The organism is Streptomyces sp. NPDC051214, assembly GCF_040682375.1.
In the GTDB taxonomy this organism is placed as follows: domain Bacteria; phylum Actinomycetota; class Actinomycetes; order Streptomycetales; family Streptomycetaceae; genus Streptomyces.
Window position 1 is genome coordinate 1 of sequence record NZ_JBFBAT010000011.1, and the last position, 15,858, is coordinate 15,858.

General features: G+C 70.5%; 8 protein-coding genes. 1 reads left to right on the forward strand and 7 read right to left on the reverse strand.

Translation table 11 applies throughout. The features are described 5' to 3' along the window. From AB0M70_RS27605 to AB0M70_RS27615, 3 genes are all read right to left on the reverse strand, one after another. Positions 1–611 (reverse strand): alpha-amylase family glycosyl hydrolase (locus AB0M70_RS27605; RefSeq protein WP_365823831.1); only part of this gene is annotated, 611 nt, incomplete at its 3' end. Next, on the reverse strand, positions 608–2,740 hold the full coding sequence (locus AB0M70_RS27610; protein WP_365823833.1) for an alpha-1,4-glucan--maltose-1-phosphate maltosyltransferase: 2,133 nt from the start codon (positions 2,738–2,740) through the stop codon (positions 608–610). The genes AB0M70_RS27610 and AB0M70_RS27605, both read right to left, overlap by 4 nt. Positions 2,741–3,155: 415 nt before the next feature. Further along, complete coding sequence (locus AB0M70_RS27615; protein WP_365823835.1) at positions 3,156–4,370, reverse strand: S8 family peptidase; 1,215 nt, start codon at positions 4,368–4,370, stop codon at positions 3,156–3,158. Positions 4,371–4,718: 348 nt separating this feature from the next. Between AB0M70_RS27615 and glgP the strand changes: the two genes are divergently transcribed. Beyond that, positions 4,719–7,349, forward strand: a complete 2,631-nt coding sequence (gene glgP, locus AB0M70_RS27620; protein WP_365823837.1) for an alpha-glucan family phosphorylase — start codon at positions 4,719–4,721, stop codon at positions 7,347–7,349. A 54-nt stretch (positions 7,350–7,403) separates the two neighbouring features. Here glgP and AB0M70_RS27625 read toward each other — a convergent pair whose 3' ends face one another. From AB0M70_RS27625 to AB0M70_RS27640, 4 genes are all read right to left on the reverse strand, one after another. After that, positions 7,404–9,038: a M4 family metallopeptidase gene (locus AB0M70_RS27625; RefSeq protein WP_365823839.1), complete on the reverse strand. Its 1,635-nt coding sequence runs from the start codon at positions 9,036–9,038 to the stop codon at positions 7,404–7,406. Positions 9,039–9,336: 298 nt separating this feature from the next. Continuing rightward, entirely contained in the window at positions 9,337–11,391 is a 2,055-nt protein-coding gene (locus AB0M70_RS27630) for a M4 family metallopeptidase (RefSeq protein ID WP_365823841.1), read from the reverse strand. 362 nt (positions 11,392–11,753) lie between these two features. After that, complete coding sequence (locus AB0M70_RS27635) at positions 11,754–13,658, reverse strand: ABC transporter ATP-binding protein (RefSeq protein WP_365823843.1); 1,905 nt, start codon at positions 13,656–13,658, stop codon at positions 11,754–11,756. Next, complete coding sequence (locus AB0M70_RS27640; protein ID WP_365823845.1) at positions 13,655–15,658, reverse strand: ABC transporter ATP-binding protein; 2,004 nt, start codon at positions 15,656–15,658, stop codon at positions 13,655–13,657. Before AB0M70_RS27640 ends, AB0M70_RS27635 begins: the two co-directional genes overlap by 4 nt. Positions 15,659–15,858 lie beyond the last annotated feature (200 nt).

Here is a 15,858-nt window from a genome sequence, read left to right on the forward strand (position 1 = left end):
AGGGCGGAGATGATCTCTTCCTGGACGGCCGGGTTCTCGTAGTTGAGGTCGGGCTGGTGGGAGAAGAAGCGGTGCCAGAAGTACTGCTTGCGCACTGGGTCGAAGGTCCAGTTGGAGACCTCGGTGTCGACGAAGATGATGCGGGCGTCCTGGTACTGCTTGTCGTCGTCGGCCCAGACGTAGTAGTCGCCGTAGGGTCCTTCGGGGTCGCTGCGGGACTGCTGGAACCACGGGTGCTGGTCGCTGGTGTGGTTCATCACGAAGTCGATGATCACGCGCATACCCCGCTGATGCGCGGAGTCCACGAACTCCACGAAGTCGGCGAGATCGCCGAACTCCGGGAGGACCGCCGTGTAGTCCGACACGTCGTAACCGCCGTCCCGCAGCGGCGACTTGAAGAACGGTGGCAGCCACAGGCAGTCCACGCCCAGCCACTGCAGATAGTCCAGCTTGGCGGTGATGCCCTTGAGGTCGCCGATGCCGTCGCCGTTGCTGTCCTGGAAGGAGCGGACCAGGACCTCGTAGAAGACCGCGCGCTTGAACCACTCGGGGTCGCGGTCCTTGGCGGGCGTGTCCTCGAAGGTGTCCTGGACGGGCTCGTTGATGATCATGGTGTGGGTGACCCTCCGATCAACGGTGAGGACGGTCGCAGAAGCCCGCTGTGCTCATCCGGGGGAAAATCCCCGGGCCCCCGGCCGACGAGCAGCACATGCGCGCCGCCCGGACCGAGCCGCACGTAGTTGGCCCTGCCCCAGTGATAGGTGTTGCCGGTGAGCTCGTCGCGCACCGGCACGGACTCGTGCCAGTGGAGGCCGAGTTCCGGCATGTCCAACGAGACCGTGGCCTCCTGGGTGTGGTGGGCGTCGAGGTTCACGACCACCAGAACCGTGTTCGATCCGTCCTTGCCTCCGGCCGTCTTCGAGTACGCGATCACCGCTTCCTGGTCCGTGGGGTGGAAGTGCAGGCCACGCAGTTGCCGCAGGGCGGGGTTGGAGCGCCGTACGCGGTTCAGCGTGGTGATGAGGGGCGCGATGGTGGAGCCGGTGCGCTCCGCCGATTCCCAGTCGCGCGGGCGCAGTTGGTACTTCTCCGAGTTCAGATACTCCTCGCTGCCGGCCCGCGCCGGGGTGTTCTCGCAGAGTTCGTATCCGCTGTAGACGCCCCAGGTCGGCGCGAGGGTCGCGGCGAGCACCGCGCGGGCCTCGAAGGCCGGCCGGCCGCCGTTCTGCAGGTAGGCGTGCAGGATGTCCGGGGTGTTGACGAAGAAGTTCGGCCGGAGGTAGTGAGCGGTCTCGCCCGCCAATTCACGTGCGTAGTCAGTGAGTTCATCCTTGGCATTGCGCCAGGTGAAGTAGGTGTAGGACTGCTGGAATCCGATGGCGGCCAGGGTGCGCATCATGGCCGGGCGGGTGAAGGCCTCGGCCAGGAAGATGACGTCGGGGTCGGTGGCGTTGATGTCGCCCAGGACCTGCTCCCAGAAGGCGACGGGTTTGGTGTGCGGGTTGTCGACGCGGAAGATGCGTACGCCGTGGTCCATCCAGAACCGCAGCAGGCGTACGGTCTCGGTGATCAGCCCTGGCATGTCGCGGTCGAAGGCCAGGGGGTAGATGTCCTGGTACTTCTTCGGGGGGTTCTCGGCGTAGGCGATGCTGCCGTCGGCGCGGTGCTGGAACCACTCGGGGTGTTTGTCGACCCAGGGGTGGTCGGGGGAGCACTGCAGGGCGAAGTCCAGGGCGACTTCCAGGTGCAGGTCGCGGGCCCGGCGCACGAAGGCGTCGAAGTCCTCCAAGGTGCCCAGGTCGGGGTGGACGGCGTCGTGGCCGCCTTCGGGGGAGCCGATGGCCCAGGGCACGCCCACATCGTGGGGGCCGGGGGACAGCGAGTTGTTGGGGCCCTTGCGGAAGGTGGTGCCGATGGGGTGGATGGGCGGCAGGTAGACGACGTCGAAGCCCATCGCGGCGATCGCGGGGAGGCGCTCGGCGGCGGTACGGAAGGTGCCCGACCGCGGCGGCTCACCCTCGCGCACGACGGCGCCCTCCGAGCGCGGGAAGAACTCGTACCAGGACCCGAACAACGCCCGCTCCCGCTCCACGAGCAGCGGCAATCGCTCCGATTCCGTGACGAGTTCACGCAGCGGATGCTCGGCGAGGACCGCGTCCACCTCCGGGGTGAGGGCGGCGGCGAGACGGGCCGTGGCGGGGCGTGCCGTGTCGCGCAGGGCCTCGACGGCGGTGCCGAGGACGGCGCGGCTGCTCGCCGGGGCCGCGGCCGCGGCGCGTTCGTGCAGGCGGGCGCCTTCCTCCAGGACGAGTTCGGTGTCGATGCCCGCCGGAATCTTGATGTGCGCGTGGTGGCGCCACTGGGTGAGGGGATCACCCCACGCCTCGACGGTGTACGTCCAGTGTCCCTCCGCGTCCGGGGTGACGTCCGCGCCCCACCGGTCGGTGCCGGGGGCCAGCTCGCGCATCGGCGTCCATGGCCCGGGGCGCCCCCGCGGGTCCCGCAGGACGACATTGGCGGCGACCGCCTCGTGTCCTTCGCGGAAGACGGTGGCGGTGACCTGGAAGGTCTCGCCGACCACGGCCTTGGCGGGCCGCCGCCCGCCGTGGACGAGTGGCGCGATGTCGAGGACGGGTATGCGGCCGGTGAGCGTGCCGGGCCGGGCGGGGGACGGATCCTGTGTGTCCGGCGGGTGCTGCTGATCCCGCGTGTCCTGCTGTGGTGCCGGGGGAGTGGGCACTCTTGTGGAGGCCTTTCCCGAGGCTTTTCCCGAGGGCGTCGCCGACGGGCGAGTTGAGGGCATTACCGCTCCTGTCCGCGTTACATGAGTGGGGCGGATACGGGGTTCTGGAGGGGTTCAGCGACTGCGTGCCGCGCTTGTGGCCGTACTTGAGCCGTGACTGCCGTACCGAGCCATGACTGCCGTACCGAGTCGTGACTGACCGTACTGAGCCGTGTGCGTACCGGGGGAGCCTTCCCACCAACTTCGGGTGGGCAATCCGGCGCTTTGTTGCCTACTGATGCGTAAGGCCCCATAACAAGACCGGCGTCCTATCGAGGGTGCTTCGGGATCGCGCAGGAGGCAAGGCCGCACCCGCACACACGAAACCGGCCCCGCCGGGTGCGGCGGGGCCGGTCGGGTGCTGCGTCGTGCTCTACGAGTTGTTGACCTGCAGCAACTTGTTCGGCGAGCCGAGGCCGACGCCCGTCACCTTGCCCGGCACCGCCTGGTCGGTCAATGCCTTGCTCACCTCGGCCGGGGTCGCCGACGGGTGGTCGGCGAGGTGGAGCGCCGCCGCGCCCGCCGCGTGCGGCGACGCCATGGACGTGCCCGAGATGGTGTCCGTGGCGCTGTCGTCCGTGTTCCAGGCGGAGGTGATGCCGACGCCCGGCGCGAACAGGTCCAGGCTGCCGCCCCAGTTGGAGAAGCTCGCCTTGGCGTCCTTGACGTCGGTCGCGCCGACCGTGATCGCCTCCTTCACGCGGGCGGGCGAGAACAGGAACGCGGGAAGCCCGTCGTTGCCCGCCGCGACCGTGTAAGTGACCCCGGACGCGATGGAGTTGCGTACGGCGGCGTCCAACTGGGCGTTGGCCGTGCCCCCGAGGCTGAGGTTGGCGACCGCGGGCTTCTTCGCGTTCTTCGTCACCCAGTCGATGCCCGCGATGACCTGCGCGGTCGTCCCCGACCCCGCGTCGTCGAGCACCCGGACGCCCACGACGTCCGCCTTCTTGGCGACACCGTGGCTCTCGCCCGCGACGGTCGCCGACACATGCGTGCCGTGGCCGTTGCCGTCCTGTGCCGTGGCGTCGTCGTCGATGAAGTCCCAGCCGCTGCTCGCACGGCCGCCGAAGTCCTCGTGCGAGGCCCGGATGCCGGTGTCGATGACGTACGCCGTCACACCCTGCCCCGACGACGCGGGCGAGGTGTAGGACTTGTCGAGTGGCAGACTCTTCTGGTCGATCCGGTCCAGGCCCCACGAAGGCGGGTCCTGCTGGGTGTCGTCCAGGGACACGACGCTGTCCTGGAAGACGGAGGCGACCCTGGGGTCACCCGCGAGTTTCTCGGCCTGTGCCGAACCGGCGCGCACCGCGTAGCCGTTGAGCGCGGTGCCGTAGGTGTGACGTATCTTCGCCCCGTAGTGCGCGGCTAGGTCCTTGCCCGCCTCCGACGGGGCGGTGGTCCCGCCCTTGAGCGTGACGATGTAACTCCCGCTGATGGAACCGGGCTCACCGGCGCCGAGTATCTCCCCGAGCGGGGGACCGGCGGGATCGGCGTGTGCGGGCAGCGTGATGGCCGAAAGTACCACCGCCGTGCTGGCGGCGGTGACGGCCCCGGCCCACCGCAGACGCTTCGTTCGCGACAGAGTCATACGCTGGTTTCCCTCCCCAACTTGACATGCGACTCGCGGAGTTGGAGCGGTCTGTGCCGGATTCCCCGTATCCTCCACGAGCGCCACTTGGCAGCCTCTCGTGCGGTGTGAGGGCCTACAAGACCACACGGCGTGGGGGAATCGGCCATACCTGCCGTGGGAGTGCTGTGAGGGTTGCGCCGATTTCCGGACGGATTCGGGATGCCTGCGACAGGTGCGGGGCCACGGGGTGACCACCGGCCCCTTCTGCCGTGCGCGTCCGTGCGCCGTAGTTGCGAAGGGGCGGGCACCGCTACCGTCTACGCGTAGGTCGATAGGTAACGCATCCCCCGCAGAGGTGGAGTCGCTGTGAAGGCCATCCGTCGATTCACCGTACGTCCCGCCCTTCCCGAACCCCTCACCCCGCTCTCGGAGCTTGCGCGCAATCTGCGCTGGTCCTGGCACACCGGAACCCGTGATCTGTTCAAGGCCATAGACCCCGAGCAGTGGGCCGCGTCCGGGTGTGACCCCGTGCGTCTGCTCGGCGGCGTGTCGCCCGCGCGGCTCGCGCAGCTGGCGGGGGACGAAGCCTTCCTGCGGCGGCTCGCCGAGGTCTCGGAGGGGCTTCGGGAGTACGTCACCGGGGCGCGCTGGTATCAGGAGCAGGCCGCCGAGCGCGGGGGTGAGCTTCCGCGCGCCGTCGCCTACTTCTCGCCCGAGTTCGGCATCACCGCCGCCCTGCCGCAGTACTCCGGAGGGCTCGGCATCCTCGCGGGCGACCACCTGAAGGCGGCGAGCGACCTCGGGCTCCCGCTCATCGGGGTCGGTCTTCTCTACCGGCACGGCTACTTCCACCAGTCCCTGTCCCGCGACGGCTGGCAGCAGGAGACCTACCCGGTGCTCGACCCGAACGAGCTGCCGCTCACCCTCCTGCGCGAGGCGGACGGGAGCCCGAGCCTGGTCGCGATCGCCCTACCCGGCGGGCGTTCGCTGCGTGCACACGTATGGCAGGCGAGCGTCGGGCGCGTACCGCTCCTCATGCTCGACTCGGACGTCGAGGAGAACGACGCGGGCGCCCGCGAGGTGACCGACCGCCTTTACGGCGGCGGCAGCGAGCACCGGCTGCTCCAGGAGATGCTGCTCGGCATCGGCGGGGTGCGCGCCATCAGGACGTACTGCCGGCTGAGCGGGCACGCCGAGCCGGAGGTCTTCCACACGAACGAGGGCCACGCGGGCTTCCTCGGACTCGAGCGCATCCACGAACTGGCCCGGGAGGGCGTGGAGTTCGACGCGTCGCTGGAAGCCGTGCGCGCCGGGACCGTCTTCACCACCCACACGCCCGTACCCGCCGGGATCGACCGCTTCGACCGTGAGCTGGTGGCCCGGCACTTCGGCCCGGACGCCGAACTGCCCCGCATCGACGTCGAGCGGATACTGCGCCTCGGCATGGAGACGTATCCCGGCGGTGAGCCCAACCTCTTCAACATGGCGGTGATGGGCCTGCGGCTCGGGCGCCGCGCCAACGGCGTCTCCACCCTGCACGGCAAGGTGAGCCGCGAGATGTTCGCGGGCCTGTGGCCGGGATTCGACGCCGAGGAGGTGCCGATCGCCTCCGTCACGAACGGCGTGCACGCCCCGACCTGGGTCGCTCCCGAGGTGTTCCGCCTCGGCGCCCGGCAGATCGGCGCGCAGCGCACGGAGGACGCGCTGTCGGTGGGCGGCTCCGACCGGTGGGACGCGGTCGCCGAGATCCAGGACGCGGACATCTGGGAGCTGCGGCGCGAGCTGCGCGGCCAGCTGGTCACCGAGGTCAGGCAGCGGCTCTACGCGTCCTGGCGTCAACGGGGCGCGGCTAGCGCGGAGTTGGGGTGGATCGACGACGTGCTCGACCCGGACGTCCTGACCATCGGCTTCGCGCGCCGCGTCCCCTCGTACAAACGCCTGACGCTGATGCTGCGGGACCGCGACCGGCTGATGGAGCTGCTCACCCATCCGGAACGGCCGATCCAGATCGTGGTGGCGGGCAAGGCGCACCCGGCGGACGACGGGGGCAAGCGGCTCATCCAGGAGCTGGTGCGCTTCACGGACGACCCGCGGGTCCGCCAGCGGATCGTGTTCCTGCCCGACTACGGCATGGCGATGGCGCAGAAGCTGTATCCGGGGTGCGACGTCTGGCTGAACAACCCCCTCCGTCCCCTTGAGGCGTGCGGGACCAGCGGGATGAAGGCCGCCCTGAACGGCTGCCTCAACCTGTCGGTCCTCGACGGCTGGTGGGACGAGTGGTTCGAGCCGGACTTCGGCTGGGCGATCCCCACGGCGGACGGGGCGGCGACGGACGACGATCGGCGGGACGATCTGGAGGCCGCGGCGCTGTACGACCTCCTGGAGCGCAGGATCACGCCCCGCTTCTACGAGCAGGGGCCCGGTGGCCTGCCGGACCGGTGGATCGAGATGGTGCGCCGGACGCTGACCCGGCTCGGGCCGAAGGTGCTCGCCGGGCGGATGGTGCGGGACTACGTGGAGCTGCTGTACGTCCCCGCCGCGCGGGCGCATCGCACGCTGGGCGCGGACGCGGCGGCGGATCTCGCCGACTGGAAGGCGCGGGTGCGTGCCGCCTGGCCGCGGGTCGTCGTCGATCACGTCGAGGCCTCGGCGACGGGGGCCACCGCCGAGCTGGGGGCCACGCTCTCGTTGCGGGTCCGCGTGCATCTGGGCGATCTGACCCCGGACGACGTGGAGGTGCAGACGATCGCGGGCCGCGTCGATCCCGAGGACGTCATCGCCGAGGCGAGCCCGGTTCCGCTGAAGCCGGTGGGCGGGCCCGACGCGGAGGGCCGCCGCCTCTACGAGGGCCCGCTGTCCCTGGACCGCACGGGGCCGTTCGGCTACACGGTGCGGATCCTTCCGGCCCACCGACTCCTTGCGAGCGGCGCCGAGTTGGGTCTTGTCGCGGTGCCCTCGGAGGGGACGGGGGAGGCCGCGGGGGTGCTGCTGCGGTAGGGCGGCCCAAACGCCGGGCGGGCTGACAAATCAGCCCGCCCGGCGCCAGGGGTGCTACTTGACGTTCACGCCCGTCCAGGCCGCCGCCACGCCCTTGGCCTCGGCGGAGTCGGCGCCGTACAGGTCCGTCGCCGCCTTCAAGGTGCCCTCGCGGGCCGCCTTGTAGTCCGTCGTCGTCGTGAAGTACGTCGTCAGGGCCTTGAACCAGATCTTCTCGGCCTTGTCGCGCCCGATGCCCTCGACCTTGGAGCCGTCGGCCGTCGGGGAGTCGTACTTGACGCCGTTGATCTCCTTCGCGCCGCTGCCCTCGGACAGCAGGTAGAAGAAGTGGTTGGCGATGCCCGAGGAGTAGTGGACGTCCACGTTGCCCGCGTCCGCGCTCCAGTTGTCCAGGGAGCTGCCGTCCTTGGAGGGCTTGTCCATGTAGCGGAGCGGCGATCCGTCGCCGTTGATGTCGATCTTCTCGCCGACCATGTAGTCGGGCACGTCCTCGGCGTTCTTGGCGTTGAACTCGACCGCGGCCGCGAAGATGTCGGAGGTGGCCTCGTTCAGGCCGCCCGACTCACCGCTGTACTCCATGTTGGCGGTCGCCGCCGTGACGCCGTGCGTCATCTCGTGCGCCGCGACGTCCATCGACGTGAGCGGCTTCTTGTCGCCCTCGCCGTCGCCGTACGTCATGCAGAAGCAGCTGTCGTCCCAGAACGCGTTGACGTACGCGTTGCCGTAGTGGACACGCGAGGTCGCGCCCTTGCCGTCGCCCTTGATGCCCTCACGGCCGTGCACGCCCTTGTAGTAGTCCCAGGTCAACTGGGCCCCGTAGGCGGCGTCGACGGCGGCGGTCTGGGCGTCGTCCGGCTTTCCGGTGCCCCAGGTGTCGTCGTCGTCCGTGACGAGCTTGCCCTCGCCGCTCTGGCCGTGGGCCAGGTCGTACGTCGCGTGGCCGCCGCGCGCCTCGTCGATCAGGTCGAAGCCGCTCGAACCCTTCTTGGAGCCGACCTCGACGTCGCCGCTGTACTGGCTGTGGCCCGCGCCGTTCTCGATGGCCTGGTACTGGAAGAGCTTCTTGCCCGTGGCCGCGTCGGTGATGACGTGCAGCTTGCTGGGCGTGCCGTCCTTCTGGACGCCGGTGACGACCGTCTCGTGGGCGAGGACCGGCTTGCCGGACGCGGACCAGACGACCTTGCGCGGGGCCTGCGCGTCGGCCTTCTTGGTGTCGCCCGACTTCGCCGCGGTCGACTCGGCGGACTTCGCCGCCGACTTGGCGCCGACCTTCGCGGAGGTGGACGCGACCTTGATGGTGGCCTTGGCCGCCTTGGTCACGCTCTTGACCGAGCCGCTCTTGGCGGTGTGGACGACCAGGTCGCCGCCGAGGACGGGCAGACCGTCGTAGGTGCGCTCGTAACGGGTGTGCGTGGTGCCGTCACGGTCCTTGACGACATCTCTGACGACGAGCTTCTCCTTGGCGCCCAGGCCGATCTTCTCGGCGGTGGCCGCCTTGTCCGCGTTCGCGTCCTGCAGCAGGCCGGCGCGGGCGGTGGAGGAGAGCGCGACGGGCGCGCCAGAAGAGGCCGCGGCCCGGTCGGGCTGCGCGGAGGCTCCGGTGGTCAGACCGCCGGCGAGGAGTGCTCCGGCGGCCACGGCGGTGGCGATGGCCAGCGTGGAGCGCTTCCGGGATATGTGGGGGGTCACGCATGCTCCTTCTGTGGGGGGCCCGGACGGCGTTGGGGAGCCGGCCGGGCTGAAAGATGCGGTGCGGGTGTACAGATGTTCTGTTGTGTCGTGCGAGGGAAGAGTGTCAGTTGGGCCAGGTGCATGTCAGGTACCTGACCGCAGGTTGGCCGGAAATCGTCCGTTGAGCGATGGTCCATGTACGCAATGCGAACGGCGAGTTGCGCGGGTGGCCCGCACACGCCGGTACACATGGCTGCGCCGCTCCGGGGAGTCGGTCCACCCGGAGCGGCGCACGTCGGTGTGTGTACCTACCGGTTTACGGGAACGTCAGCTTCCAGCTGTTGATGCGGCCGACGTCCTGCGCGGCCACGTCCTGGACCTTCAGCTTCCAGGTGCCGTTGGCCACCTCGGACGAGGCGTTGACCGTGTAGGTCTCCTGGATGTTGTCGGCGGAGTCCGACGAACTCGAGTTCTTCAGGCGGTACGTCGAGCCGTCCGGGGCCACCAGGTCGACGACCAGGTCACCGCGCCAGGTGTGCACGATGTCGACGCCGACCTTGAGGGCGGCGGGAGCGTTGCCCGTGCGGCCGGTGACGTTGATGGACGAGGTGACGGCCGCGCCGCGGTCCGGAATGGCGACGTCGGTGGTGTTCTCGAAGTCGGTGCCACCGCCGCCGCCGGGACGCGCGCCGACGTTGACGCCGGCCCACGCGTGGGCCACCGCCGCGTACTCGGCGCTGCTGGTGCCGTACAGCTCACCGGCCACCGCGAGGGTCCCGGTGCGGGCCGCCGCGTAGTTGGTGGTCGTGGTGAACTTCGTCGTCAGCGCCTTGAACCAGATGAGCGACGCCTTGTCACGACCAATTCCGGTCACGGGCAGGCCGTCGGAGGTGGGCGAGTCGTACGAGACGCCGTTGATCACCTTGGCGCCGCTGCCCTCGCTCAGGAGGTAGTAGAAGTGGTTGGCGACACCGGACGAGTAGTGGACGTCGATGTTGCCGATGCCCGAGTACCAGGAGTCCTTGGACCCGCCGTCCTTGGAGGGCTTGTCCATGTAGCGCAGCGGCGTGCCGTCGCCGTTGATGTCGATCTTCTCGCCGACGTAGTAGTCGCCCTTGTCCTGCGCGTTGTTGGCGTGGAACTCCACGGCCGCCGCGAAGATGTCGGACGTCGCCTCGTTCAGGCCACCGGACTCACCGCTGTACGTCATGTTGCCGGTGGCCGCCGTGACGCCGTGCGTCATCTCGTGGGCCGCCACGTCGATGGACGTCAGGGGCTTGGCGTTGCCCGCGCCGTCGCCGTACGTCATGCAGAAGCAGGCGTCGGACCAGAACGCGTTGACGTAGTTGTTGCCGTAGTGGACCCGTGAGTACGCGCCGACGCCGTCACCCCGGATGCCGGAGCGGCCGTGCACGTTCTTGTAGTAGTCCCAGGTCAGCGCCGCACCGTAGTGGGCGTCCGCGCCGGCCGTCTCCAGGTTGGACGCCTGGCCGTTGCCCCACACGTCGTCGGCGCCCGAGAAGAGCGTGCCGGTGCCGGACGTGCCGCGGTTCAGGTTGTACGTCTTGTGGTTGCCGCGACCGGTGTCGGTCAGGGTGTAGTTGGACCCCGACTGCGCCGTTCCCAGCGTGACTTGACCGCTGTACTGGGTGTTGCCCGTGCCGTTCTCGATGCCCTGCCACTGGAAGAGCTTCTTGCCGGTGGCGGCGTCCGTGATGACGTGCAGCTCGTTCGGGGTGCCGTCGTGCTGCAGCCCGCCGACCACCGTCTCGTACGCCAGGGTCGGCGCGCCCTCGGCCATCCAGACGACCTTGCGCGGCTCGCGGTCCGCGTCGGTCTTCTTCGACCCCTCGGCCTTCGCCGCGCCGAGCGCCTGCTTCTCGGCGGTCGCGGCCTTCACCTCGGCGCTGGTGTCGACGCCCTTGAGCTGCGCCTTCGCGGCCTTGGTGACGCCCTCGGTCTTCCCCGACTTCGCCTCGTCGACCACCAGGTCGCCGCCGAGGACGGGCAGACCGTCGTACGTGCGCTCGTAGCGGGTGTGCGTCGTGCCGTCGCCGTCCTTGGTGACGTCACGTACGACGAGCTTCTCCTTGGCGCCGAGCCCCAGGTCCTTGGCCGTCTCCGCCTTGGTGGCGTTGGCGTCCTTGAGGAGCGCCGCACGCTGGGCGGGAGTGAGCTTCACGGGCAGGGAACCGGGGTCGGCCTTGCCTATCTTCGCGGCGGCCGGGGCTTTGGACTGGGATATCGCGGGGTCGTCGGCGGATGCCGGGCCCGTCTGGAAGGCCACCGCGACGAGTGCGGCGACGGCGGTCAGGGCGCCCGCGGCGGTGGCGCGTCTGTGGGAGGCAGGTCTGTGAGAGGTGCTTCTCAACACGGACTCCTTCTGCGTGGCCGCGGGATACGCGGCCAGGGGGACCGGGCGGCGCGGTCGTGCCGTCCGGGCAGAACAAGGCAGAACGTGGAGCTGGGAATTCAGGGGTCGAGCGGGGTGGAGCGAGGTGTCGCTGGGAATCGAGGGGAAGAGTGGCACTGGCGCGCATTGTTTGTCAGGGGTGCGTCAAGAGTTGGCCGGAACTGGTCCGCTGCCCGGTGGCTCACGTTCGATATACGGAGGGGCCGCCCGAGGTGAGGGGCTCCCGATTGTTCGACGAGAGCCCCGCACCACCGGGCCGGAGCGGCGTGGCTGATTCCGCACCCCCCTGCGAGGCGCCGGAGTCGGCCTGAACTGTTCGGCTACCCCACCACGCTGTCCCGCCACGCCCGGTGCAGATCCGCGAACGAGCCGCTGCCCTCGATGAGCTCGGCCGGGGTGCCGTCCTCCACGATGCGCCCGTGCTCCATCACGAGCACCCGGTCGGCGATCTCCACCGTGGAGAGCCGGTGGGCGATCACCACGGCGGTCCGCCCGCGAAGCACCGTGTGCATGGCGCGCTGCACGGCCCGCTCGCCCGGGATGTCGAGCGAGCTGGTCGCCTCGTCCAGGATCAGCACCGCCGGGTCGGCGAGCAGCGCCCGCGCGAAGGCCACCAACTGGCGCTGACCCGCGGAGATACGGCCACCCCTCTTGCGTACGTCGGTGTCGTAGCCGTCGGGCAGGGACGCGATGAAGTCGTGCGCGCCGATGGCCTTCGCCGCCTGCTCGATCTCCTCGCGGGTGGCGTCGGGGCGGCCGATGGCGATGTTCTCGGCGACGGTTCCGGAGAAGAGGAAGGCCTCCTGCGTCACCATCACCACGCCGCGCCGCAGCTCGGCGTTGGCGAGGTCGCGCAGGTCGACGCCGTCGAGCAGGACCCGGCCGTCCGTCGGGTCGTAGAAGCGGGCGAGCAGCTTGGCGAGCGTCGACTTGCCCGCGCCGGTGGAGCCGACGACGGCGACGGTCTGCCCGGCGGGCAGCGTCAGGTCGAAGCGGGGCAGGACCTCGCCGCCGGTCCGGTAGGCGAACCGTACGCCGTCGAAGTCGACCTCGCGGCCCGGGTGTTCGGAGGCGAGGGCGGGCAGTGGACGGGCGTGGTCCGGGTGCGGCTCGGGCACGGACGGGGTCTGGGCGAGCAGCCCGGCGACCTTCTCGAGGGACGCGGCGGCCGACTGGTAGGAGTTCAGGAACATCCCGAGCCGGTCGATCGGGTCGTACAGGCGCCGCAGGTACAGCACGGCGGCGGCGAGGACGCCGAGCGCGAGGGTGCCGTCGGTGACGCGGTAGGCGCCCCACAGGACGATGCCGGCGACGGCGGTGTTGGCGACGAGCCGGGAGCCGACCACATAGCGGGCCATCTCCAGCATGGCGTCGCCGTTGGCCCGCTCGTGGTGCCGGTTCAGCACACCGAACTCCGCCTCGTTGGCGCGCTCGCGGCGGAACGCGCGGACCGGGCGGATGCCGTTCATCGTCTCGGCGAACTTCACGATGACGGAGGCGATCGCCGTGGACCGCTCCCCGAAGAGGGGGCCCGCGCGGCGCTGATAGCGGCGTACGAGGAGGTAGAGCGGCACGAAGGACGCCACGGCCATGGCGCCGAGGCTCAGGTCGAGCCAGAGCAGCATCGCCGAGATGTAGACGAAGGACAGGATGACGGTGATCAGCTCCTGCAGCCCTTCGCTGAGGAGTTCCCGCAGGGATTCCACGTCGGTGGTGGACCGGGAGATGAGCCGCCCCGAGGTGTACCGCTCGTGGAAGTCCACGCTGAGGGCCTGCGCGTGCCGGAAGATGCGTCCGCGCAGGTCGAGCAGCACGTCCTGGTTGACGCGGGCGGAGGCGACGATGAACGCGTACTGGAAGCCGCCGGAGGCGGCCGCGCACAGCAGATATCCGATGCCGATGGCGACGAGGGGCCCGTAGTCGTCCGCACGGACTGCCGGTACGCCGCTGTCGATGGCGTACGCGACGAGCAGCGGCCCGCCCTGCACGGCGGCCTGCTGGAGGAGCAGCAGCACGGCCGCGAGGACGACGCGCCACCGAAGGCGCGAGAGCAGGGACCGCAACAGGGCGGAGGTGGCACCCGCCGGCGCGGGAAGAGCGTCCCGATCGAAGTCATCGACGGCTCCGCCACCTGCGGCAGCCTGCTCGGTCACCTGCTCGCCGGGGTCAAGGTCGGGGGTCTGGCCCGGGGCCGCCGTCCGTGAGGCCGGTGTCGAAGCGGTCATCGTGCGACCTCACCTTCCGCGGACGCGGGGTCCGCCTCTGCCCGGACACCCGGGGTCGCGGACGAGGAGTCCGCCTCTGCCCGGCCGTCGGCAGCTGCGGGCGCGGCGCCGGACGCTGTCGGGTCGCCGGCGGCCGCGGACGCGCGTCCCGCGTCTGTCCCGGCCTTCGCGCCCGCAGGCGTCGGCTCCGCTTCCCCCGTCGCGGGAGCGCCACCCGCCCCCGACATCAGCCACGCGTACTCCGCGTTGCCGCGGAGGAGTTCCTGGTGGGTGCCCACCGCGGTGATCCTGCCTGCGGAGAGCAGGGCTACCCGGTCGGCCAGGAGCACCGTGGAGGGGCGGTGGGCCACCACCAGGGCCGTCGTGTCGCGCAGGACGCGGCGCAGGGCCGCTTCCACCAGGGCTTCCGTGTGGACGTCCAGAGCCGAGAGCGGGTCGTCAAGGACCAGGAAGCGGGGGCGGCCCACCACCGCGCGGGCCAGGGCCAGGCGTTGGCGCTGACCGCCGGAGAGGCTCAGGCCCTGCTCGCCGACCTGAGTGGCGGTGCCCTGCGGCAGGGCGTGGGCGAAGTCGGCCTGGGCGACGTCGAGGGCGCGGTGCAACTCCGCGTCGCCCGCCCCCTCCGCGGCCCCCATCAGGACGTTCTCGCCCACCGTCGCGGAGAACAGCGTCGGCTCCTCGAAGGCGACGGCCACCAGCGTGCGCAGCCGCTCGCGGTCCATCTCCGCGATGTCCTCGCCGTCCAGCGTGATGCGGCCCCCGCTCACCTCGTGCAGCCGCGGCACCAGCGCCGTCAGCGTCGTCTTGCCGCTGCCCGTCGCCCCGACGAGCGCGAGCGTCTCGCCGGGGCGCACGTGCAGGTCGATCCGGTCGAGCGCGGGCGGCGCCCCGGCAGGCGCGTCCGGGTAACGGAACTCCACGCCGTGGAAACGCAGTCCGCTCGCGGCGGAGCCACCCGCGGCAGGGTGGCCTGCCTCCGTGGAGGACTCCGGCTCCGCGTCCATCACCTCGAAGTACCGCTCCGTGGCCGTCGCCGACTCCTGGCTCATCGCGAGCAGGAACCCGATCGACTCCACCGGCCACCGCAGCGCGAGCGCCGTCGAGAGGAACGCGACCAGCGTGCCCGTGGACAGGCCGCCGTCCGCCACCTGCACCGTCCCCAGGACGAGCGCCGCACCGATCGCGATCTCCGGCAGCGTCACGATCACCGCGTTGATCGCGGCCATCAGCCGCGCCTTGCCGAGTTCCGTGCCCCGCAGCGTGTGTGACAGCTCGTGGAACGCCCGCGCCTGACTGCGGTGGCGGCCGAAGCCCTTGATGATGCGGATGCCGAGCACGCTCTCCTCGACGACCGTGGTCAGATCGCCGACCTGGTCCTGCGCCCGCCGGGCCACGGCCATGTACCGGCTCTCGAAGTACGCGCCGACGATCATCAGCGGCACCAGCGGGGTCAGCAGCACGAGGCCGAGCGCCCAGTCCTGCGCCAGCAGGATCGCCATGCCGACCACGATCGTCGCCCCGTTCACGACCAGGAACGTCAGTGGGAAGGCCAGGAACATCCGAAGGAGCATCAGGTCCGTGGTGCCGCGCGACAGCAACTGGCCCGAGGCCCAGCGGTCGTGGAACGCCACCGGGAGCCGCTGCAGATGGCGGTAGAGATCCGCCCGCATCGACGCCTCCACCGAGGCGAGCGGCCGCGCCACCAGCCACCGCCGCAGACCGAAGAGCAGCGCCTCCGCGACACCGAGCAGCAGCAGGAGCAGCGCCCCGAGCCACACCCCGGCGAGGTCCCGGTCCGCGACCGGGCCGTCCACGAGCCACTTCAGGACGAGGGGGAAGACCAGCCCCGTACAGGACGCGACGACGGCGACAAGTGCCGCGCCGAACAGGCGGGTTCGGACCGGGCGGACGTAAGGCCACAGGCGCAGCAGCGTCCGTACGGCGGACTTTTTGCCCGCTGGATCGGCTGAGTCCTTGGTCGGTGCATCTGGTTTCGGCATCAGGAGCGAGCCTACGGATGGCCACTGACAGAGCCCACCGAGTTTTGGCCCGTCCATGGTCATCCGCTGGTCCTAGGACCGGGCCGCGCCCGCATCGTGTTCGGGCCGCGCCCGCCTCGAGACCGGGCCGCGCCAGCGGAGTCGTAGCCCTCCGTCAACCGATCGGCTGATGCCCCTTCGAGCGCGATGGGCGATGCCCC

What these genes read in the sequence shown, in the direction of transcription:
- AB0M70_RS27615 (WP_365823835.1), bottom strand. Translation starts at nt 4,370, where the DNA reads ATGACTCTGTCGCGAACGAAGCGTCTGCGGTGGGCCGGGGCCGTCACC.
- AB0M70_RS27635 (WP_365823843.1), bottom strand. Translation starts at nt 13,658, where the DNA reads ATGACCGCTTCGACACCGGCCTCACGGACGGCGGCCCCGGGCCAGACC.
- AB0M70_RS27640 (WP_365823845.1), bottom strand. Translation starts at nt 15,658, where the DNA reads ATGCCGAAACCAGATGCACCGACCAAGGACTCAGCCGATCCAGCGGGC.